A 19867-nucleotide genomic window follows, 5' to 3' on the forward strand; every position below is an offset into this window, starting at 1 on the left:
CTTCAGGTCGGGAGTGGGGAGGAAAGCAGGGGGTCGTGCAAATTTACGCAACGAGTGTTACGTAAAATATGTGGCACAATCGTGAGGTGCCGAACAGGGGGACGCGACGAGTGAGTGGTGATACCGGAACCGAGCCGGTCGCGCGGCGGGGCCGCCCCACCGGCGACCATGCCGCGAGGCGAGCGGAGCTGCTGAAAGCGGCCGCATCGGTGATCGCGCAGGAGGGCTACGCCAACGCGTCGCTGCGCAAGGTGGCCCAGCGCGCGGAGTGTACGACCGGGGCGGTGACGTACTACTTCGCGAACAAGGAGGAGCTGGTCACCGCGCTCGCCGAGAGCCGGTTCGACACGTACGACGCGATGCTCGACGCCGTCCGGGACAGTGTGGACGTCAAGGCGCTCTTCGAGCAGTGGCTGGCGCGGGCCGTCGACGATCCGGAGTTCTGGCCCGTGATGTCCCAACTGCTGGCCCACGCGCGGTACGAGCCGGCCTTCGCCGCCTTCATCGAGCGGCGTTACGCGCGTTTCCGCAGTGTGTACACCTCGATTCTCGAGAGCGGGCAGGAGCAGGGCACGGTTCGCGACGACATCCCCGCCGACCTCCTCGCGGACCAGCTCGCGGCGATGGGTGACGGCTGGATGATGATGTTCCCGATCGAACCTGAGCGGTTCACGCCGCAGCGGGTGCGGGCCCTCGGCGACGCCGCCGTCGCCCTGGTCGCCCCCATGCCCGGCACGCGACCGAGCGGGCGACGGGCCTGACCCCTCTCGCCTCCCGGACCGGCGGCCTCTGCCCGCGTCCGTGGCCGGGCCGCGCATCGACGTCGGCCGTCGGCTCGCCAACGGGAAGAGGGTGCTGTCCGGTGAGGTGATCGTCGCGTACCCGCGAGGGACACGTGCGGGTCGATGTCTGTGTGGCCGCAGACGTTCTTGGCGGCCGGCGACAGGTCCATATGTCTCCTGTCATGCCGAGGCCAGGGCCTGAGCCACCTGGTGGGCCGCGTTCGCGCCGGTCTCGATCGCACCGTCGATCCCGACCAGTCCGATCCCGGCGAAGTCGGCTCCGGCGAAGTGAACGCGTCCGTGTGGTTCACGCATCAGCGGTACGGCGCCCGTCAGCGCCCCCGGTCGGTGGTGGGCCCATGTGCCCTGCGACATCGGGTCGTTGACCCAGTCGTGGCAGGCGGTGTCGACCACCTCAATGCCAGGCACGAAGAGCCGCAGCGCTGCTTGTACGGCCTCTCGGTCGTGGCCGTCGATCAGCGAAGCGTCGGGGCCGAAACACACGACGAGCGTGTCCCCCTCGTGGTGATACTCCGTCCTGGCGGTCGCGATGGGGTGCTTCCCGGCCGGGGCGCTCGCCGTGAACGCCTCGACCTCGCCCTTTATGCGAGCCCAGATCTTGATGGTCTTCATCGGCTGCTTCTGCTCGACCATGGCGCGCACGGGCTCGGTCGGCGGCGGCGTGAAGTCGACGTCTCCCAGGGTGTTGAGCGGGAGTGCGAACACGGCGTGCCGCGCGCGGAGTTGCTTGCCGTCCGCGGTCGTCAGGGTGACACGGGACCCGTCGTCCACGGCGGTGGTCACGGGCGTCGAGAGGCGGACCTCTGCTTCCGACTCGCCGACGATCGCGTCTAGCAGGGCGCCGGTGCCGCCGGCGATCGGCCAGGTGCCGGCCACTTCGATGAAGGCGTCCCAGCTGCCGAGGTTGACGGCGACCCAGTACAGGAACTGGGCGATGCCTTGCTCGTCCTCGGAGTGCACCAGAGACGAGAGCATGCACCCGAGGATGTCGCGCTCGTCCTCCGAGAGGTGCAGTGAGTCGATGCGGTCTTTCAGTGACTCCTGCTCGATCGCGCTGACATCGCCGGCGGTGATGTCGAAGGGGTACGGGAAGCGCTCGCGCGCGTCGCCGAGCGCCCGCTCGATGAGCGGGGCGCCTGCTGCGGCGTACTCGAGCGGGCTCCCCGAGTGGACCGCCCCGTCGGCGAGCCAGTAGATCTTCTCGCTCGCCATCGGCTTGGCGACGGTGAGGCCGTAGCGCTGCATCTCGCACCACACGTTGGCCTGGGTCCAGTGCACATACGTGCCTCCGAACTCCATCTTGCGGCCGAACGCGTCGCCGAGATACGTGCGTCCACCCAGCCGATCGCGCCCTTCGAGCAGCACCACCGAGTGGCCCGCGAGGCTGAGATCCCGCGCCGCGATCACGCCGGCGAAGCCACCGCCGACTACAGCAACGTCGTACATGTTGGTCATCAGTTCCGCCCTCAGTGCCGGAGGTGATGGGGGAAACGTAGCCATGCCCGAGATTTAACGCAACGGCTGTTACGAAAAAAAGCGCCGCCGCCGGGACGTGGGACCGGGCTCGGTGTGCCCCAGGACTCCTGTGGCAATGACCGGTGCACCCGGCAGGCGAGCGCGAATGCGGAGGTGGGGGAGATGGCCCTGCACGTGGCTAGTCGTCCGCCTCGGCGGATATGGGTGCGTCGGCAAATGCCCTGATCGCCGGCGGCGTACGGGCAGGCGTCGGCGATGAGGCAGGGGGGGTGTCGTGAGGGAAGCAGGTGCCGTGCAGGCCTCACTACCCCGCTACGGGCTCGCCGGCACCCCTGACTTGGGGTCCGGTGCAGTGGAGACCCACCACTGCCTGGATGCAGCCGTGCCGCTGCGCGCGCTCCCCGAGACCATCACCGACCTAGGGGAGATCACTCGCCTCCGCGTACGCCCGCACGACCGCCCCGGCGGGCCGATCCACGAGCACCGACACGCCGCTTGACCCACACGGACGGGATCCCCGGCCCGCGCAGGTCCGTACCCGATATGGCTCGCGCAGCGGCCCGAGGAACTGCGCGCTGCCCTCGAAGACAACTTTGTGAGTCTCGAGGGCCCGCAGCTCCGGCCGCTCCCGCCGCTTCCCCGGTCAACTGTGCTGCCAACGTACGTTCCCGGCAGACCGGACCGTCGGCCCGATCCGGGTCAGCGCTTGATGCCTACGCCCGCCAGCAGGCTGATCTCGGCGTCCGCGGGCTCCGTCCCGTCGGCGGGACCGGCGGGGCGCCAGCGGTGGCAGCAGACGATGCCGGGTTCGATCAGGTCGAGCCCGTCGAAGAAACGGCCGACGTCCTTGTGTGAACGGAACTGCACCGGAGACCCGGACTTCGTGTAGACCTCCGCGACCTTGTTCCAGGTCTCGGGGTCGAAGTCGGGCGTGCAGTGGTTCATGGCGAGGGCGCTGCCGGCCGGGAGCGGGTCGAGCAGTCGGCGGATGATCGCGTACGGGTCGTGCGGGTCGGTGATGAAGTGCATGAGCGCGTTGAGGGACAGGGCGATGGGCTGGTCGAAGTCCAGGACCTCCGAGGCTTCCACGGCGCTCATGAGCGCGTCGGGGTCGGTGGCATCGGCCTCGATGTAGGCCGTGCGTCCCTGCGTCGTGCTGCGCATGAGGCGTTCGGCGTACTTGAGGACGAGGGGGTCGTTGTCCGCGTACACGACACGGGCGTCGACCGCGACGGACTGGGCGACCTGGTGCAGGTTGGGCTCGGTCGGGATGCCCGTGCCGATGTCCAGCCACTGGCGGATGCCGTACTCCTGCGCCAGCACACGGGTGGCCCGGTGCATGAACGCCCGGTTCTCGCGGGCGGTCACGTAGATGCCGGGGTGGGCCTTGGCGGCGACCAGGGCCGCTTCCTTGTCGATCTCGAAGTGGTCCTTGCCGCCGAGGAAGTAGTCGTACATCCGGGCCGAGTGCGCCTTGCTCGTGTCGAGATCCCGGCCGGCCTGCCTGGTGGTCATGTTCTTCCCTTCAGGTGTGTGTCTGTCGGCCCGCAGGCCCAGGACGGGACCGGTGTCGTCGCCCCTTCTGCTGCCCGCCGCCGGTTCACCCGGCGGCCAAGTGATCGGCCAGGCCCTGTTTGACCCCGCGGACGAAAGCGGCGATCTCGTCCGGTGTGTAGATCAGGGCCGGCCCGGCCGGGTCGGTGGACTGCCGCACGGCCACGCGGCCGTCGGCGAGTTGTTTCGTCTCGACGCACTGGCCGCCGTTCGGCCCGCTCCAGGGACGCTCCCAGCCCTGTTCGCCGAGATCGCGTGCCGGCATCCCGTTGTATACGCCCTCGTCTGTGATCGTCACGAGTACTCCTTGCGCATGCGGTTCAAGAGCGCCCTGCTGTCCTCGGACGACGTCAGCAGCGCCATGCGGGAATGCGCCTCCAGATGAGCGACGACATCCACGCGCTGGTCCAAGTAGACCGAGGCGGACAGGAGTTCGCTGTAGACGATGTCGGGCAGCTCGGGCTCCTCGAACCGGAAATACGTAAATGGGGCACACGCGCCAACATGGGCGCCCGCGGTGAAGGGCACGATGTCGACGCTGATATGGGCGAGCTCGGACACCTCCAGGAGCCGCTCGATCTGCTCCCGCATCACGTCAGGGCTGCCCACCGTCCGGTGCAGGACGGCTTCCTCCATGACCACCCACAACGTGGGGGCGTCCTCCCTTTCCAGCAGGTTCTGGCGGTGCAGCCGCAGCTCCACGCGGCGCGTGAGCTCCTCCTCGCTGCCGTTCGGCAGCCCGCCGCGCAGCACGGCGCGCGCGTAGCCAGGAGTCTGCAGAAGGCCGGTGACGTACTGGGGTTCATAGGTGCGCAGGGTCTTGGCACCGGTCTCGAGGCTGACGTAGGCGGTGAACCAACTGGGGACGACGTCGCGGTAGGAGTGCCACCAGCCGGGCTCGTTGGCCTGTTCGGCCAGGTCGACGAACTCGTCTATCTCCTGGCGGTCCGCGCCGTAGGTCTCCAGGAGCTTCTCCACGTAGAGAGGCTTCAGCGCGACCTCGGCCTTTTCCAGCCGACGGATCGTCAGAGTCGTGACGCGCAGTGCTTTTGCCGCGTTCTCCAGCGAGGCGCCGGCGCCGAGCCGCATGTCCTGCAGCCGGCGGCCGAGGATCATGCGCAGGACTGTCGGCGCGCTGGTGCCGGAACGGGCTTCACTCACGCCCAACCTCCTGAGGGATCATCAACAACGCCATTGTGACAGTGACTTGATGACGACGCCAGGATGATATCCGACTGCTGAAATTATCAGGGAGCCGGTTGCAGCGTGCACTCGATCACGCGCATAGTTGTCATGTGAGCGGTCAAGTCACAGCTCTGACGCAGCATCCGGCCCGGACGGGAGGCGTGATGCTGATGCCGTCGTCGGTACCCCACCGCAGGGCGCCTGCCTCGGCAGACGCTTCACACCGCTCGAGCTGCAGCCCGCATCCCCACACCACGCCCGCCGCCCCCCGGAGGGCACTGGAAGGCGACATCCGTGACTCTGCCCACGTCCCCAGCCCCGGCTTTGACCCCCGCCTTAGCCACGACCGCGCCACGTCGGGAGTACTGGTTCGGCCTGCCCGCCCTGCGCACCAGCGCGAGATCCGCCCGCGACACCGTGCGCGACCGGCTCCGTGCCTGGAAGGTGCCCGCCGACGCACTGGGCGACGCGGTGCTGCTGGTCTCCGAGCTGACCACGAACGCCGTGCTCCACACCGACAGCGGTCATGTCCTGTGCGGCCTCACGCTGACCGGCGACGAGCGGCGCCTGCGCATCGAACTCCACGACGACGGCCACACCCCGGTCCGCCCGCCCGAACACCGCGCCGGCCCCGACGCGGAGAGCGGGCGAGGTCTGTTCCTCGTCCAGCAACTCGCGGACCGCTGGGGCTCCGCACGCTCGACGCGGGCCGAAGGCAAGGTCGTCTGGGCGGAGTTGACGGCTCACCCCTGACGTCATGGGCGCCGGCCGTAGCCGCATACGACGCCCGCCCCGGCGGCGACAGCCCGGATGCAGCGTGGCCAAGCCTGGCCTGTTGTGCACCAGACCAGTTTCCCTGTTCAACGGCACAGGCCGCAGTCGACACCGCACGGCCCCGCTACGTCCCCTTCACGCGGCGAGGAACCCCATCTCCTCGATCCACCTACAGAAGGCGCCCATGACCCCCCACAGCGAAGCCGCTCCTCCTGTCGTGCTGTACGTATGCGCCGACCGGGCCCGGGGCGCGCCCGGCTCCGCCACGCAGTGCGCGCAGACAGAAGGCCACGCGTTCGCCCGGGAGCGCGGACTCGCGATCGCCGAGGTCGTCACCGACACGTACGGTGAGCCCGACCCAGTCCAGCGCAGTGGGTGGCGGCGTGTGAGACAGCTGGCACAGACAGGCCACGTCACCGCGGTACTCGTGCGCTGGCCCTGCGCCATCGCCCCGGAGTCCGCGCACGAACTCCGCCACCGCGAGACCGCCTGGCTCCACGACCACGGCGTGCGCGTGCAGTACACCTGGGCGCCCTTGTCTGCGAAGAGCGACGAGGCCCGCTGATCCCGCTCGGCCATGTCCGGGTCTTCGATTCACCTGGTCAGTGAGGGTGGCCGCCGATCACTGGCAGGTCTGACAACTCCTTGACCGCGGGGTGGCGTCCCATGGCTGGCCAGGTTCTTGCATCGAATCCGTCTTGCTCATGCCGCCGCTGACCGCTTGGGTATGAGGTGCCGGGCTGACTTCGGGTGTGGGCGGCGGGCGTTGAACGCCCGGGCCGACAGGCCGAGTTCCCGGCACACCGGCTCGATCCCGAAGGTGTCGCGTAGCGGTTGATCGCCAAGTCGACCTCGTGCGGGGCGGGCCGAGCTCCTTCGCAAGAGCACCGAGGCGGCTTTCCGGATCTCGTTCGTCCGTATCAAATCAGCCAATTTTTTTGCGGAGTTGCTTCAGTTCGGTCCGCTCGGCGCCTGTCGACGGACCTGGGCGGCTGCCGTGATCGACGTCTGCCTCGGCCTCGAACCTGACGGAACCGTCTGCGGCCGTTCGCTACACGCTCCTTGACCGAACGGGTCTTCGCGTACGCGGCGTTCACATCGGTCGACAGCCCCGTCCGCTCGCGTTCAAACTGGAAGTCGACTGCCCCTTCCGGCTGCGCATCCAGGCCCTCTGACACCGCCGCCGGCCGCCGACTGATTGCCCCGTGAACGTATCCGGTGAGTATCCCGTCGCTGCCGGAATGCGTGAGTCCGCACCCCGCGATACCGTCGAAATGCGTGTGTTCCGCCCACACCGCTGCGTCGTTGCCCGGCTGGGCAGCCTTCGACATCGGCAGAGGAACGGAATTCCATGAGACAGCACCGCCTGCATGCGGCGGCTGCCGGGGCTTCTCTGGCCTGTCTGGCGGCGTTCGGCCCGATACCGAGCAGCGTCGCCACACCCTTCGCTCACACGTCCGGACCCAGCCCGGAGGATGCGGCACGCTTCGTACCCGGACCCTGTCCGAAGACCCCCGAGCCGATCGAAGCCCTGCGCACGGCACGGTGCGGACACCTGGAGGTCCCCGAGAACCGCGGTCGGCCCCGCAGCCGGACCATCAAGCTGGCCGTGGCGGTCGTCAAGGCGGCCTCGGCCAAGCCCTCCGCGGACCCGGTGGTGTTCATGGCGGGCGGCCCCGGCGGCGAGACCTTCGACGACATTCCCATCCTCGTCGGCTCCGGTCTGAACAAGGACCGCGACCTGATCATCATGGCCCAGCGCGGAAACCTCTACGACCAGCCGAACCTCGCCTGCCCGGAGATCGACCGCTTCAACGCCAAGGCCGTCGGACTTGGCTACGACTCGGCGGCGGCGCAGCGCCTCATGCTGGACGCGGTGAAGAAGTGCCGCGACCGTCTGAAGGGCGACGGGGTCGACCTGAGCGCCTACAACACCACCGAGAACGCCACGGACTTCGCCGACCTGCGTACGGCACTGGGCATCTCCCGGTGGAACGTCTACGGATACTCCTACGGCTCCGACCTGGCCCTCACCTACCTGCGCCTGCACCCCAAGGGGATCCGTGCGGTGGCGATCGACTCGGTCACACCTCCGCAGAGCGCGATCCTGCCGTGGGGCTGGAGCAGCGCACGTGAGGGGATCGGCACCATCCTGAAGGCGTGCGCGGCCGAGCCCCGTTGCAAGAGCCGCTACCCGGATCTCGCCACGACCCTGACGGAGCAGGTACGCAGGCTGGAGGCGAAACCACTGACGCTCAAGGCCAAACCGCCGAAGGGCGGCGACCCGGTGAACGTTGTCCTCGACGGGGGTGCGGTGCTGAACCTGCTGGTCGCCAATGCCGTCAAGGCCAAGGACGTCCCGGCGGCGATCCATGAACTCGGCCACGGACGTCCGGACCGCTTCGCTCGGGCCCGTGCGGCCGACTCGGTCCAGGCCGTCGGCGTCACCGCGCACGGCCTGACGGAATCGGTGGCGTGCGGCGAATGGGCGCCGGGCTCTTCGGAATCCGACGTGCTGAAAGCGGGGCGCCGTGCCTTCCCCGGCTGGCCCGACACGGTCCTGGCCCAGGTGCCGCAGCTGCCGTTCCAGTACGACGTGTGCCGGCTCTGGGACGTTCCGGACCGCGCCGCCGTCCAGCGGGTGGCCACCACCAGCGCGGTGCCGACGCTCCTCGTCTCCGGGACGTTCGACGCGAAGACCGGAGCGAGTTGGGCGAAGGGAGCGGCTCGTACGCTGTCCCGCTCGACCTCCGTGCTCATCCCCGGAATCACTCACTGGGTGGTGCCCCAGTCACCCTGTGCGCAGAGCGTGCTGGCCTCGTTCCTTGCGCGTCCGACCGCGCCCGACACCGGTTGCGTGGCCGGTCTCACGCCGCAACCGTTCACGATCACCCCGAAGTGACCGGGAGGACAGATGGCTTCCCCTCAGGCGTCCAGCCGTCGCCGCACCCCACGACGGATCCACGCCACCGCGGCCGCCGCGGCGACCGGGCTCCTCGTCACCGGCCTGCTGGCCGCACCCGCCCGAGCGCGGGACGACAGCGGAGGGCCGATCGGAACGACCGCCGGCAAGGCGGGCGACGCGCGCTACGAGCCGGGCCCGTGCCCGAAGACGCCCGAACCGATCCCCGAGCTCAAGGGGGCCCGCTGCGGAACGCTCACCGTGCCCGAGAACCGCGCCAAGCCGAACGGCCGAAAGATCAAGCTCGGCGTCGCGATCGTGCCGGCACTGGCCGCCGAGCCCAAACCCGACCCCATCGTGTGGCTGGCCGGCGGACCCGGCGACGACGCCGTCGGAGAGGCGAAGATGGCCGTCGACGGCGGCCTGAACCGCGACCGGGACGTGATCTTCATGTCCCAGCGGGGCACGTACTCGGCCACCCCGAGGCTCACCTGCCCCAACATCGACAAGTTCAACGCCCGCGTGGTCGGCCTCGTCTACGACGCGCCGTCCACCGAGCGTCAGCACGTCGAGGCCACGAAGGCCTGCCGCGACCGACTGGCGGCCCGCGGGAACGACCTCAGCGCCTACAACGACACCGAGAGCGCAGCCGACTACGCGGGCCTGCGAGGCGCACTGGGCATCAAGCAGTGGAACCTGTACGGCATCTCGTACGGCACCCACTTGGCGCTCATCTACATGCGTCTGCACCCGGAAGGGCTCCGGTCGGTCGGTATCGACGGCATCCTGCCGCCGTCCACGGCAGGGTCGGCCGCGACCTGGAGCAGCGCCCGGCAGGGCTTCGACGGTCTGTTCAAGGCCTGCGCCGACCAGCCCGCCTGCAACCGTCGCTTTCCGAACCTGCCGGCCACCTTCGACCGCCTTGTCCGTCAGCTGGAGGCCAAGCCGGTCACGACCACTGTCACCGTTCCCGGCCACGCGAAGCCGGTGAAGGTCGTACTGGACGGCGGAGCCCTGGTGAACTGGATGACCTCCGCCACCCACGTGGCACCGCAGGTCCCGCTGGCCCTCGACGAGCTGGCCCATGGCAAGCCGCAGCGGATCGCCCAGCAGTGGGCGGGCGGCAAGCTCAGCCCCCAGGCCGTCGGAAGAGTCGCGCACGGACTCTCCTACGGCATCTTCTGCAGCCAGTGGACGCCGTACGAGAGCGAGGAAGAGGCGCTCCGGGGCGGGCAGGAAGCGTTCCCGTCGTTCCCCCGCTCGGTACAGGCCCAGGCGCCGCAGCTCACCTTCCTGCGCCCGGACTGCGACGTGTGGAACGTCCCGGCGGCGCCGCGCTCGATCAGGGACGTCACACGCAGCGACATCCCCACGCTCGCCCTCTCGGGCGGGTTCGACTCCCAGACCGGCGCGGACAACGGGCCGTACGTCGCCCGCACGCTGAGCAGGGCCAAGGTCGTCACCGTCCCCTACGAACCCCACGTCGTGTTCGCCACGTCGAAGTGCGCGCAGCAGATCGCCGTCTCGTTCTTCGACGCCCCGACCGCCCCGGACACCGCCTGCCTCAAGAATCTCAAGCCGCCCCGCTTCGAGACCGGCTCCTGAGGGCCGAGGGGCGAGGGCCCGGGCCTTCCGCTGCTCACGGCAGCTCGAGGGCGGCGACCGGCGGCGGTGTGATGTCACGGGGGAGGACACCACCACCGGCGACGGTGCGGTCGCGGAGTGCGTGGGGGAGCCGGTCGGCGTTCTCTCGTCGACACCACATAGGCGGAGCGTGCCGGTCTGGCGTTCACGCCGCTGCGGCCTTGCCCGCGATCGGAGCGACGCGGCATTGGCGCGGTCCTTGTCCGGGGACTTCGTGCGTGCGGCGTGGGTCTGGCGGGTGGGCGAACGCCACGGCGACGAGGTTCTTGACCGGTGACCTTCTTGGTATCGAGCGAGGGTTGTCTTCCTGCGAAATCTATAGCATTCTCTCGACCAAGCGCAGTTCCTATATGAAATGGATGGGCCGTGGGTGTGAGTGGAAGCGAGCCGACCGGTCCGGAACCGGTCGCGATCGTCGGTCCGGGAGCTGTCGGTCTCGCACTGGCGGCACGGCTGGCCCTGGAGGGGCATCCGGTCACACTGTGCGGGCGATCCGGCTCAGCGGCCGTAGCCGAAATCGAGCTGACCGATCATCAAGGCGTCCGGACGGTGGCGGTCGACTGGCAGGAGGACCCGGAGCGGGTGACACCCTTTCGCCGGGTCGTCGTGGCGACCAAGCTGCATCAGCGCGACGCGGCACATGCCTGGCTGGAAGGGCTGGTCGATCGCGACACGGTGGTGGTCGTCGCGCAGAACGGTGTCGAGCACCGGGACTGGGTGTCGCCGCACGCCACGGGCGATCAAGTGGCCCCCGCCCTGGTCCACTTCAACGCCGAGCGGCTGGGAAGGGGCCGAGTGGAGGTCCGGCAGGACGGGGCGGGTCTGGTGGTCGGTGACGACGCTCCCGGGCGCCGGGCTCACCCGCTCCTCGAACGGAGCGGGCTCGGCGTGCAGATGGTCGCCGACTTCACCACGGCGGCCTGGCACAAGCTCATGGTGAACGCTGTCGCCAACCCGCTCACCGCCCTCACTTCCCGTCGCGTCGAGGTCTTCCGGGACTCGTCCGTACGGGACCTGGCGGCCGCCATGCTCGGAGAAGTGGCCGCCGTGGGCCGGGCCGAAGGCGCGCGGCTGCCCGACGACGCCGCCGGCGACGTCCTGGCATGGATCGACGCCCGTCCGCCCGGGGCCGGTTCGTCGATGCTCGCCGACCGCCTCGCCGGCCGGCCGATGGAACACGACGGGCTCCTCGGGGCCGTGGTCCGCAAGGCACGCACACACGGGATCGCGATCCCGCTGTGCTCCGCGGTCCTGGCGCTCGTCGCGGCGCTGGACGGCGCGGACCGCTGAGGCGCATCGCGCCATGAGGGCGGGCAGGGGGCCCGCTCAGCCGTCGCGTGCCGAACGGGACAACCCCGGCGACGCGACACAACGACTTCAAGTGACCGTATGTACAAGGCTGGAGAGCAGCAGTGGCGAAAGTGATCAAGGCGGAGGCCTACCTCGTCGACATCGAGGTGGAGACGGTGCGTACCGACGCGTCCCAGGCCTTCCTCAAGCAGGAGACCCTGTTCGTCGAAGTGACGACGGACGACGGCCTGACCGGTACCGGGTACTCGTACACGATCGGCACCGGCGGCCGGGCGGTGCTCGCGATGCTGCGCGACCATCTGCTGCCCTCGCTCATCGGTTACGACTCCCGTGAGGTCGAGGGAGCCTGGCGGACGATGTACGACAGCACGCGCGCCACGATGGTCGGTGCGATCACCGCACTCGGCCTGGCCGCGGTGGACCTCGCCCTGTGGGACCTGCGCTGTCTGCGGGCCGGGGAGCCGCTGTGGCGCGTGGCCGGCGGGCACCGGTCGGCCACGCCGGTGTACGACACCGAGCGCGGCTGGCTCCAGCTCGACGAGGGCGAGTTGGTCGCCGGCGCCCTTGAGGCTCGTGACCAGGGGTTCTCGGGCGTGAAGATCAAGGTGGGCAAGCCGTCGGCGGGGGAGGACGCGGCCCGCATCCGTGCCGTGCGTGAGGCCGTCGGGCCCGGAATGGACATCATGGTGGACGCCAACCAGGCCTTCACCGCCGCCGAGGCGGTGCGTCGCGCGGCGCTCCTCGAACCGTACGACGTGGGCTGGTTCGAGGAGCCGCTGCCCGCCGACGACGTGGCCGGGCACGAGCGCCTGGCCGCCTCGACGACAGTGCCGGTGGCCGTCGGCGAGTCCATGTACTCCCTCGGCCACTTCCGTGAGTACCTCCAGCGCGGGGCCGCCGGGATCGTGCAGCCCGACGTGTCCCGGATCGGCGGCATCACGCCGTGGCTCAAGGTCGCCCATCTCGCGGAGGCCTTCGGTGTGGAGGTCTGCCCGCACTTCCTGATGGAGATCCACGTCAGCCTCACCGCAGCCGTACCCAACGCCCGTTACGTCGAGTACATCCCGCAACTCCGCGCGGTGACGAACCGTCAGGTGCGCATCGCCGACGGGCTCGCCCACGCTCCCTCCGAGCCCGGTCTCGGCATCGCCTGGAACCGCGACGCCATCGACGACCGGCGCGTCGCCTGACCCGCATCGACCCGTATCGCCGCTCCCCCCACGCCCAGCACGCCACCGGTCCCGTCCCGCTGCCCGCTTCAGCACACCGGAGGACGACGATGTCCATCCTGACCACAGTCAAGCCCGCCCACACGGCTGTTGCGCACCGCCGCAGAGTCCTGTTGGCCTCGCTCGTGGGCTCCGCCCTCGAGTGGTACGACTTCTACCTCTACGGCACCGCCGCCGCGCTCGTCTTCAACAAGATCATTTTTCCGTCCTTCGACGCCACGGCCTCGCTCCTCGCCTCGTTCGGCACGCTGGCCATCGGCTACTTCGTACGTCCGCTCGGTGGCATCATCTTCGGCCGCCTGGGCGACCTCTTCGGCCGCAAACGCGTCCTGGTCCTCACCCTGCTGGTGATGGGAGCCTCGACCGTCGGCATGGCGCTCGTCCCGACGTACGGACAAGCGGGCGTGCTCGCCCCGATCCTGCTGGTCGTCCTGCGCGCCATCCAAGGGCTCGGCGCCGGCGCCGAGTACGGCGGAGCCGCCGTACTCGCCGCGGAGTTCTCCGAGCCGCGCCGTCGTGGCCTGTTCGGGGCAGCGCCCAGCATCGGCGTCTACATCGGCATCCTCATGGCGTCGGGCGCCTTCGCGCTGGTCACCCAGCTTCCCGAGGACCAGTTCCTCGCCTGGGGCTGGCGGCTCCCCTTCGCCGCCAGCGTGCTCGTCATCGGCGTGGCTCTGGTCATCCGGCTGCGCCTGACGGAGAGCCCCGCCTTCGAGGCGGCGCAGGAGCGCTCCGAGGCGTCGGAGGTCTCGCCGGTGCGGGACGTCGTGCGCAAGGAGTGGAAGGCCGGCCTGGTCGTCTTCGGCCTGCAGACCGCGCAGAACGTCGTCGCGTACCTGAACCTGACGTTCCTGGCCGCCTACCTCACGGGCACCCTCAAGCTGTCCAGCTCCACCGGACCCGTCGCGGTCACGGTGGGGACGGCGGTGACGGCCCTGTCCCTGCCGTTCTTCGGCTGGCTCACCGACCGCGTCGGGCGCAAGCCGGTGGCCCTGGCCGGCACCCTCTTCTCCGCCGCCTTCGCCTTCCCGTACTTCTGGGTGATCGACCACGTGCACACCTCGCTCGCCGTCACCCTCGTCGTCGTGGTGAGCATGGGCATCGGCGTGGGGTGCATGTTCGCCCCGCAGGCCGCCTACTACAGCGAGCTGTTCACGGCACGCTCCCGCTTCACGGGCCTTGCCCTGTACCGGGAGCTGGCCGGCGCCGTCACAGGCGGACTGACCCCGCTCATCGCCGTCGCCCTGGTCGCCGCCGCGGGGAACCGCTCCTGGGGAGTCGCCCTGTTCGTCGTCGGCTCCTGCCTCGTCGGCGGCGCCGCGGTGGCCCTCGGACCCGAGACACGGGGCCGCGACCTGGCCGCCACCACCGTCACCGAACTCCGCGCCTCGACCGGCACCTACCGCTGAACCCACTCTCATAGCTCCTTCCTGGAAGGCTCCCCGGGAGCCTTCCAGGAAGGCTTTCAGGAAAGGCATCATGCGTATCGCCCGCCTCGGCCGCCCAGGCCAGGAGATTCCCGTCGTCCTCGACGGCGACCGCGTACTCGATCTGCGCGGTGTGACCGCGGACGTGACGCCGGAGTTCCTCGAACACGGCCTGCCCACGCTCGACGTGACCGCCCTGCCAGAACTCCCGGACACCGCAGGCCTGCGCTTCGGCCCGCCACTCACCCGCCCCACCGCGGTCGTCTGCGTCGGCATGAACTACGCCAAGCACGCGGCCGAGTCCGGCGCCGAACCGCCCACCGAGCCGGTCGTGTTCCTCAAGCACCCCAACACGGTGGTCGGCCCGGACGACCCGGTCACCATCCCCCGAGGCAGCACCATGACGGACTGGGAGGTGGAGCTAGGCGTCGTGATCGCCAGGCGCACCAGCTACCTCGACTCGCCCGCCGACGCCGCCGCCCACATCGCCGGGTACGTCCTCGTCAACGACGTGTCCGAGCGCGAGCTGCAGCTGCACACCTCGGGCGGCCAGTGGTCCAAGGGCAAGTGCGCGCCCACCTTCACGCCGGTCGGGCCGTGGCTGGTCACCGCCGACGCACTCGACCCGGCGACCGTACAGCTGCGCAGCCGGGTCAACGGAGAGAAGCGCCAGGACTCCAGCACCGCCGACCTGATCTTCTCCGTGCCCGAAATCCTGTACCGGCTCAGCCAGTTCATGACTCTGGAGCCCGGCGACCTGATCCTCACCGGTACCCCCGAGGGCGTCGCCCTGTCCGGACGCTTCCCCTACCTGAGCGCCGGCGATGTCGTGGAGCTGGAGGGCGAAGGGCTCGGACAGCAGCGCCAGACCATGGCCGCGGAAGGAAACCGATGACCGACGAGAGCACACAGATGACAGCGCCGACGCCCCACACCCCCGAGTACGCCGGCCTGGTCGCCGTGGTGACGGGCGGGGCGTCCGGAATCGGCCTGGCCACCGCGCGTGAACTACGCGCGCGGGGCGCCGAGGTGGCCGTGCTCGACCTGGCCGAGTCGGACGAGCCGTTCCTGCACGTGCGCTGCGACGTGACGGACGACGCGGCCGTGCGCGCGGCCATCGACACGGTGACGGACCGCCTCGGCGGAGTGAACGTCCTGGTCAACAACGCCGGCATGGGCGCCCAGGGCACCGTCGAGGACAACACCCCCGACGAGTGGCACCGGGTGCTCGACGTCAACGTCGTCGGCGTCGCCCGCGTCACAGCGGCCGCCCTGCCCGCATTGCGCAAGGCGGCCGCCGGGGGAGAGGGACACGCGGCGATCGTCAACATGTGCTCGATCGCCGCGACCGCCGGACTGCCCCAGCGCGCGCTCTACTCCGCGAGCAAGGGCGCGATCCTGGCCCTGACACGGGCGATGGCCGCCGACCACCTGCGCGAGGGCATCCGCGTCACCTGCGTGAACCCCGGCACGGCGGACACACCCTGGGTGAACCGTCTGCTGTCCGCGGCGGACGACCCGGAGGCGGAGCGCGCCGCCCTGGCCGCCCGCCAGCCCAGCGGCCGACTGGTCAGCGCCGCCGAAGTCGCCCACGCAGTCGCCTACTTGGCGAGCCCGTTCTCCGGCGCCACGACCGGCACCGACCTGGCGGTGGACGGCGGAATGCAGGGACTACGGCTGCGCCCGCACCAGTGACATCCGGCAATCCCGCGGGCGTGCGCCTCGTCCGGCGCGAGTCCTCCAGGAGCGTGCTTCAGGAGGTGCGCCCCCGCGGGTGCTGGGACGAGGTGTCCGGCCGGTGCCGTACGCGGCTGGAGCGCAGATGCGCCGCCATCGCCTCCGCGGCCCGTTCCGGATTGCGCCGCACCAGCGCCTCCAGGATCTGCTCGTGCTCATCGATCGTGGTGCCGGCCGCCCCGGGCGCGCTGGTGAGGCGGAACAGGTGCAGATGGGCATGGAGACGAGTCACCGCGTCCGCGAGCAACGGCCGTCCCGCAGCCCGCGCGAGCGTGTCATGAAACTCCTGGTCGAGCAGGGCGAAGCGGTGGTAGACCGCGTAGCTCTCGCCGGTGTCGGGGTGGTGGCGCATCTTCTCGACAATGTCCCGCAGCAGCTGAAGGTCCGCATCGGTGGCGTTCTCCGCGGCGAGCGACGCGGCTCGCGGCTCCAGAAGCAGCCGCATCTCGAACAGGTCGCGCAGGGCGTCCGGGTCGAGCAGGTCCGTCGCCCGGTAGCCGGCGTTCGGGCGCTTGACCACGAGTCCCTCCGACTCGAGGCGTGCCAGAGCTTCCCGCACCGGTGTCGCCGACACGTCGAGCTGACGGGCCAACGCCTCGATGCCCACGCGGGCCCCCGGGGCGATGCCATGGTCCATGACCATCGCCTTGATGGCCTCATAGACCCGGCCGGTCGGCACATCCTGTTGAATCTCGTTCCCCATACCTCCAATCATAGAGAATCCGAAGATCAAGGGCGACGGCTTGCCGGCCTGACCGAACCGACCGGCCCGACCGACCGCCCATGTACGCAATCCATAGCCGAACGCATCCGTGACTGATCACATGCGCAACCAGACGAAGGGGCCGCGATGCGTGTCGCACTGTTCCTGACGTGTGTCAACGACACGCTCTATCCGGACACCGGTCGCGCGGTGGTGAAACTGCTGACCAGACTGGGTGTGGACATCGACTTCCCCATGGGGCAGACCTGTTGCGGGCAGGCGCACTACAACACCGGCTACCGGCATGAGGCGGAGCCGCTCGCCCGGAAGTTCTCCGATGTATTCGGGGAGTACGACGCGATCGTGACGCCGTCGGGGTCGTGCGGGGCGATGGTGCGCGAGCTGTACCCGCGCATGGGCGAGCGGGCCCGCGCGGAGGGCCGCGGCGACGGGCTCGCGGCCGCTCTCGCGCCGGTCGTACCGAAGACGTACGAGCTGACCGAGTTCCTCGTGGACGTACTCGGGGTGACGGACGTGGGCGCCTCCTACCCGCACACGGTCACCTACCACCCGACCTGCCACGGCCTGCGCTCCCTCGGCCTCGGCGACCGCCCCTATCAACTGCTCAAAGCTGTCAAGGGACTTGAGCTGATCGAGTTGCCGGGTGCGGCGGAGTGCTGCGGGTTCGGCGGCACCTTCGCCGTGAAGAACGCGGACGTGTCGGCGGCGATGGGCGAGGACAAGGTCCGCAACGCCGCCTCGACCGGCGCCGACGTGCTGTGCGCGGCGGACAACTCCTGCCTGATGCACCTGGGCGGCACGATGTCCCGCCTCACGGTCGGTATGCGCCCCGTCCACATCGCGGAAATCCTGGCGAGCACGCAAGAGGAGCCCTGGTCATGAGCGGCACGTTCGTCGGTATGCCCGCGTTCCCGAAGGCCGCCCACCAGGCCGTCGGTGATGCGACCCTGCGCGCCAACCTGAAGCACGCCACCCACACCATCCGCGACAAGCGGGCCAGGGCCGTGGCGGAACTCGACGACTGGGCCGCTCTGCGCGAGGCCGGCAAGCAGATCAAGGACCACACCCTGCGCCATCTCGACACCTACCTCGTGCAGGTGGAGGAGACGGTGACGGCGGCGGGCGGCACCGTGCACTGGGCCACCGACGCCGACGAGGCCAACCGGATCGTGACCCGCCTGGTCCAAGAGAGCGGCGAGTCCGAGGTGGTCAAGGTCAAGTCGATGGCCACCCAGGAGATCGGACTCAACGAAGCACTCGAGGCAGCCGGGATCGCCGCCTACGAGACCGACCTCGCCGAACTCATCGTGCAGCTCGGCCACGACCGCCCCTCCCACATCCTCGTCCCGGCCATCCACCGCAACCGCGGCGAGATCCGCGACATCTTCACCAAAGAGATGGCCGCATGGGGCCGTCCCGCCCCCGAGGGTCTGACCGACACCCCGGCGGAGCTGGCCGAGGCAGCGCGCCTGCACCTGCGTGAGAAGTTCCTGCGCGCCAAGGTCGGCATCTCCGGCGCGAACTTCATGGTCGCCGAGACCGGCACCCTGGTCGTCGTCGAGTCCGAGGGCAACGGCCGCATGTGCCTGACCCTGCCCGAGACCCTCATCTCCGTCGTCGGCATCGAGAAGATCGTCCCCACCTGGCGCGACCTCGAAGTGTTCCTCCAGACCCTGCCACGCTCCTCGACCGCCGAACGCATGAACCCCTACACCTCGATGTGGACCGGCACCACCGACACCGACGGACCCCAGACCTTCCACCTCGTCCTGATCGACAACGGGCGCACCGACACCCTCGCCGACGAGGTCGGCCGCCAGGCCCTGCGCTGCATCCGCTGCTCCGCCTGCCTCAATGTCTGCCCCGTCTACGAACGGGCCGGCGGCCACGCCTACGGCTCCGTCTACCCCGGCCCCATCGGCGCCATCCTCAGCCCCCAACTGCGCGGCACAACAAGCGAGATCGACGCCTCACTGCCCTACGCCTCCAGCCTCTGCGGCGCCTGCTACGAAGTCTGCCCCGTCGCCATCGACATCCCCGAAGTCCTCGTCCACCTCCGCGAACGAGTCGTACAAGGTGGCGAAGTGACCAGGCGCGGCGCCAAGGTCACGCTCAAACCCGCCAAGGGACACGCCGGCGAACGCGCCGCGATGCGCGCCGCCCGCTGGGCCTTTACTTACCCGGCCGCCCTCGCCACCGGCCAGCGCCTGGCCGCACGCACCCGCCGCTTCCACCCGCGTACGCTCCCCGGCCCCGGCAAGGCCTGGACCGCGACCCGGGATCTGCCACAGGTCCCGGCGGAATCCTTCCGCGACTGGTGGCAGCGCACCCACGGCACGAAGGAGAACGGCAAGTGAACAGCAGGGAGACCATCCTGGGCCGCGTCCGGCGCGCGCTCGGCGATGCACCCCGGAGCGACGCACAGGCGTCGTACGAGACGGCCGTAGACCGCGACTACCTGCACGAACACGGCGACCGCACCACCTCACAGACCGTGGAGCTCCTTGCCGAGAACCTCGCCGACTACCGGGCGAACGTGCACCGGTGCAGCGATGGAGAACTGGCCGCGACCGTGGCCCGGCTGCTCGCCGAGCACGGCTCCCGGTCGGTGGTGGTCCCAGGTGGGCTGCACGAGGAGTGGCTGGCACAGACCGCCCTGGCGCGAGTGGCCGACGATGCGGAGAGCACTCCCGCCGCTCTCGACCAGGTCGACAGCGTGGTCACCGGCTGCGCGGTCGCCATCGCCGAGACCGGCACCATCGTCCTCGACGGCAGCCCGGACCAAGGCCGCCGCCGCATCACTCTGATCCCCGACCACCACATCTGCGTCGTCCGCGTCCCCGACCAGGTTGTCTCCTCCGTTCCTCAAGCCCTCGAACGGCTCGACCCGACAAGGCCCTTGACGTGGATCTCCGGTCCCTCCGCCACCAGCGACATCGAACTCGACCGCGTCGAAGGGGTACACGGCCCACGCACCCTTGAAGTGATCCTGTTGAGCGGGTGAGGTAAGAGAGCGGAGCCGGATGAACTCGGGCCGACGATTCGATCAGTTGACCGATCTAGCGGTCGTGGCAGAGCGAGAACGAGTGGTTCGCAGCCGC

The 19867-nt window shown here is 69.8% G+C and carries 20 protein-coding genes; 14 read left to right on the forward strand and 6 right to left on the reverse strand.

Translation table 11 applies throughout. The annotated features are described in order from the left end of the window. The first annotated feature begins 110 nt into the window (after positions 1-110). Positions 111-761, forward strand: coding sequence for a TetR/AcrR family transcriptional regulator (locus ACFC96_RS37170; RefSeq protein ID WP_376226045.1), 651 nt, complete (start codon positions 111-113; stop codon positions 759-761). Positions 762-962: 201 nt separating this feature from the next. On the opposite strand, the gene ACFC96_RS37175 is transcribed toward ACFC96_RS37170, so the two are convergent. Then, complete coding sequence (locus tag ACFC96_RS37175; RefSeq protein WP_376616569.1) at positions 963-2258, reverse strand: flavin monoamine oxidase family protein; 1296 nt, start codon at positions 2256-2258, stop codon at positions 963-965. A 295-nt stretch (positions 2259-2553) separates the two neighbouring features. On the opposite strand from ACFC96_RS37175, the gene ACFC96_RS37180 reads away from it, so the two are divergent. Then, a complete protein-coding gene (locus ACFC96_RS37180) occupies positions 2554-2778 on the forward strand; it encodes a hypothetical protein (protein WP_340458147.1) in 225 nt (74 codons plus the stop codon). Between the two features lie 200 nt (positions 2779-2978). Here the strand turns inward: ACFC96_RS37180 and ACFC96_RS37185 are convergent, their stop codons facing one another. The 3 genes from ACFC96_RS37185 to ACFC96_RS37195 all read right to left on the reverse strand — a co-directional run bounded on the left by ACFC96_RS37185 (position 2979) and on the right by ACFC96_RS37195 (position 4994). Further along, a complete protein-coding gene (locus tag ACFC96_RS37185; RefSeq protein ID WP_340458145.1) occupies positions 2979-3794 on the reverse strand; it encodes an SAM-dependent methyltransferase in 816 nt (271 codons plus the stop codon). An 85-nt stretch (positions 3795-3879) separates the two neighbouring features. Beyond that, a complete protein-coding gene (locus tag ACFC96_RS37190; protein WP_376262035.1) occupies positions 3880-4098 on the reverse strand; it encodes a DUF397 domain-containing protein in 219 nt (72 codons plus the stop codon). A 29-nt stretch (positions 4099-4127) separates the two neighbouring features. Beyond that, positions 4128-4994, reverse strand: coding sequence for a helix-turn-helix transcriptional regulator (locus tag ACFC96_RS37195; protein ID WP_340458143.1), 867 nt, complete (start codon positions 4992-4994; stop codon positions 4128-4130). Between the two features lie 318 nt (positions 4995-5312). On the opposite strand from ACFC96_RS37195, the gene ACFC96_RS37200 reads away from it, so the two are divergent. From ACFC96_RS37200 to ACFC96_RS37215, 4 genes are all read left to right on the forward strand, one after another. Continuing rightward, the gene (locus ACFC96_RS37200) at positions 5313-5771 is read left to right on the forward strand and encodes an ATP-binding protein (protein WP_376261951.1); all 459 of its coding nucleotides are present in this window, start codon (positions 5313-5315) and stop codon (positions 5769-5771) included. Positions 5772-5976: 205 nt separating this feature from the next. Beyond that, on the forward strand, positions 5977-6357 hold the full coding sequence (locus ACFC96_RS37205; protein ID WP_376616572.1) for a hypothetical protein: 381 nt from the start codon (positions 5977-5979) through the stop codon (positions 6355-6357). Positions 6358-7143: 786 nt separating this feature from the next. Next, on the forward strand, positions 7144-8694 hold the full coding sequence (locus ACFC96_RS37210) for an alpha/beta fold hydrolase (RefSeq protein ID WP_376616574.1): 1551 nt from the start codon (positions 7144-7146) through the stop codon (positions 8692-8694). Between the two features lie 12 nt (positions 8695-8706). Next, complete coding sequence (locus ACFC96_RS37215) at positions 8707-10299, forward strand: alpha/beta fold hydrolase (protein WP_376616575.1); 1593 nt, start codon at positions 8707-8709, stop codon at positions 10297-10299. A gap of 34 nt (positions 10300-10333) precedes the next feature. On the opposite strand, the gene ACFC96_RS37220 is transcribed toward ACFC96_RS37215, so the two are convergent. Further along, positions 10334-10459, reverse strand: coding sequence for a hypothetical protein (locus tag ACFC96_RS37220; RefSeq protein ID WP_376616577.1), 126 nt, complete (start codon positions 10457-10459; stop codon positions 10334-10336). A 251-nt stretch (positions 10460-10710) separates the two neighbouring features. Here ACFC96_RS37220 and ACFC96_RS37225 point away from each other — a divergent pair, with 251 nt between their 5' ends. The 5 genes from ACFC96_RS37225 (at position 10711) to ACFC96_RS37245 (ending at position 16000) form a co-directional block, all read left to right on the forward strand. Continuing rightward, positions 10711-11628: a 2-dehydropantoate 2-reductase gene (locus tag ACFC96_RS37225; RefSeq protein ID WP_376616579.1), complete on the forward strand. Its 918-nt coding sequence runs from the start codon at positions 10711-10713 to the stop codon at positions 11626-11628. A gap of 122 nt (positions 11629-11750) precedes the next feature. Then, positions 11751-12839: a mandelate racemase/muconate lactonizing enzyme family protein gene (locus ACFC96_RS37230; protein ID WP_376616580.1), complete on the forward strand. Its 1089-nt coding sequence runs from the start codon at positions 11751-11753 to the stop codon at positions 12837-12839. Positions 12840-12928: 89 nt separating this feature from the next. Continuing rightward, on the forward strand, positions 12929-14287 hold the full coding sequence (locus ACFC96_RS37235; protein ID WP_376616582.1) for an MFS transporter: 1359 nt from the start codon (positions 12929-12931) through the stop codon (positions 14285-14287). A 70-nt stretch (positions 14288-14357) separates the two neighbouring features. Then, positions 14358-15200 carry a fumarylacetoacetate hydrolase family protein gene (locus ACFC96_RS37240; protein WP_376616584.1) on the forward strand — a complete coding sequence of 281 codons (843 nt, stop codon included), beginning with the start codon at positions 14358-14360 and terminating at the stop codon, positions 15198-15200. Beyond that, positions 15197-16000, forward strand: a complete 804-nt coding sequence (locus tag ACFC96_RS37245) for an SDR family NAD(P)-dependent oxidoreductase (protein WP_376616586.1) — start codon at positions 15197-15199, stop codon at positions 15998-16000. The genes ACFC96_RS37240 and ACFC96_RS37245 overlap by 4 nt, the downstream gene beginning before the upstream one ends. A gap of 58 nt (positions 16001-16058) precedes the next feature. Here the strand turns inward: ACFC96_RS37245 and ACFC96_RS37250 are convergent, their stop codons facing one another. Continuing rightward, the gene (locus ACFC96_RS37250; RefSeq protein ID WP_340458134.1) at positions 16059-16745 is read right to left on the reverse strand and encodes a GntR family transcriptional regulator; all 687 of its coding nucleotides are present in this window, start codon (positions 16743-16745) and stop codon (positions 16059-16061) included. A gap of 147 nt (positions 16746-16892) precedes the next feature. Between ACFC96_RS37250 and ACFC96_RS37255 the strand changes: the two genes are divergently transcribed. The 3 genes from ACFC96_RS37255 to ACFC96_RS37265 are packed head-to-tail and all read left to right on the forward strand — an operon-like array spanning position 16893 to position 19770. Further along, entirely contained in the window at positions 16893-17648 is a 756-nt protein-coding gene (locus ACFC96_RS37255) for a (Fe-S)-binding protein (RefSeq protein ID WP_376616588.1), read from the forward strand. Continuing rightward, positions 17645-19123, forward strand: a complete 1479-nt coding sequence (locus ACFC96_RS37260; protein WP_376616590.1) for a LutB/LldF family L-lactate oxidation iron-sulfur protein — start codon at positions 17645-17647, stop codon at positions 19121-19123. The genes ACFC96_RS37255 and ACFC96_RS37260 overlap by 4 nt, the downstream gene beginning before the upstream one ends. Next, entirely contained in the window at positions 19120-19770 is a 651-nt protein-coding gene (locus ACFC96_RS37265) for a lactate utilization protein C (protein ID WP_376616591.1), read from the forward strand. The genes ACFC96_RS37260 and ACFC96_RS37265 overlap by 4 nt, the downstream gene beginning before the upstream one ends. Positions 19771-19867 lie beyond the last annotated feature (97 nt).

It is taken from the genome of Streptomyces sp. NPDC055955 (assembly GCF_042270245.1).
Lineage (GTDB): Bacteria > Actinomycetota > Actinomycetes > Streptomycetales > Streptomycetaceae > Streptomyces.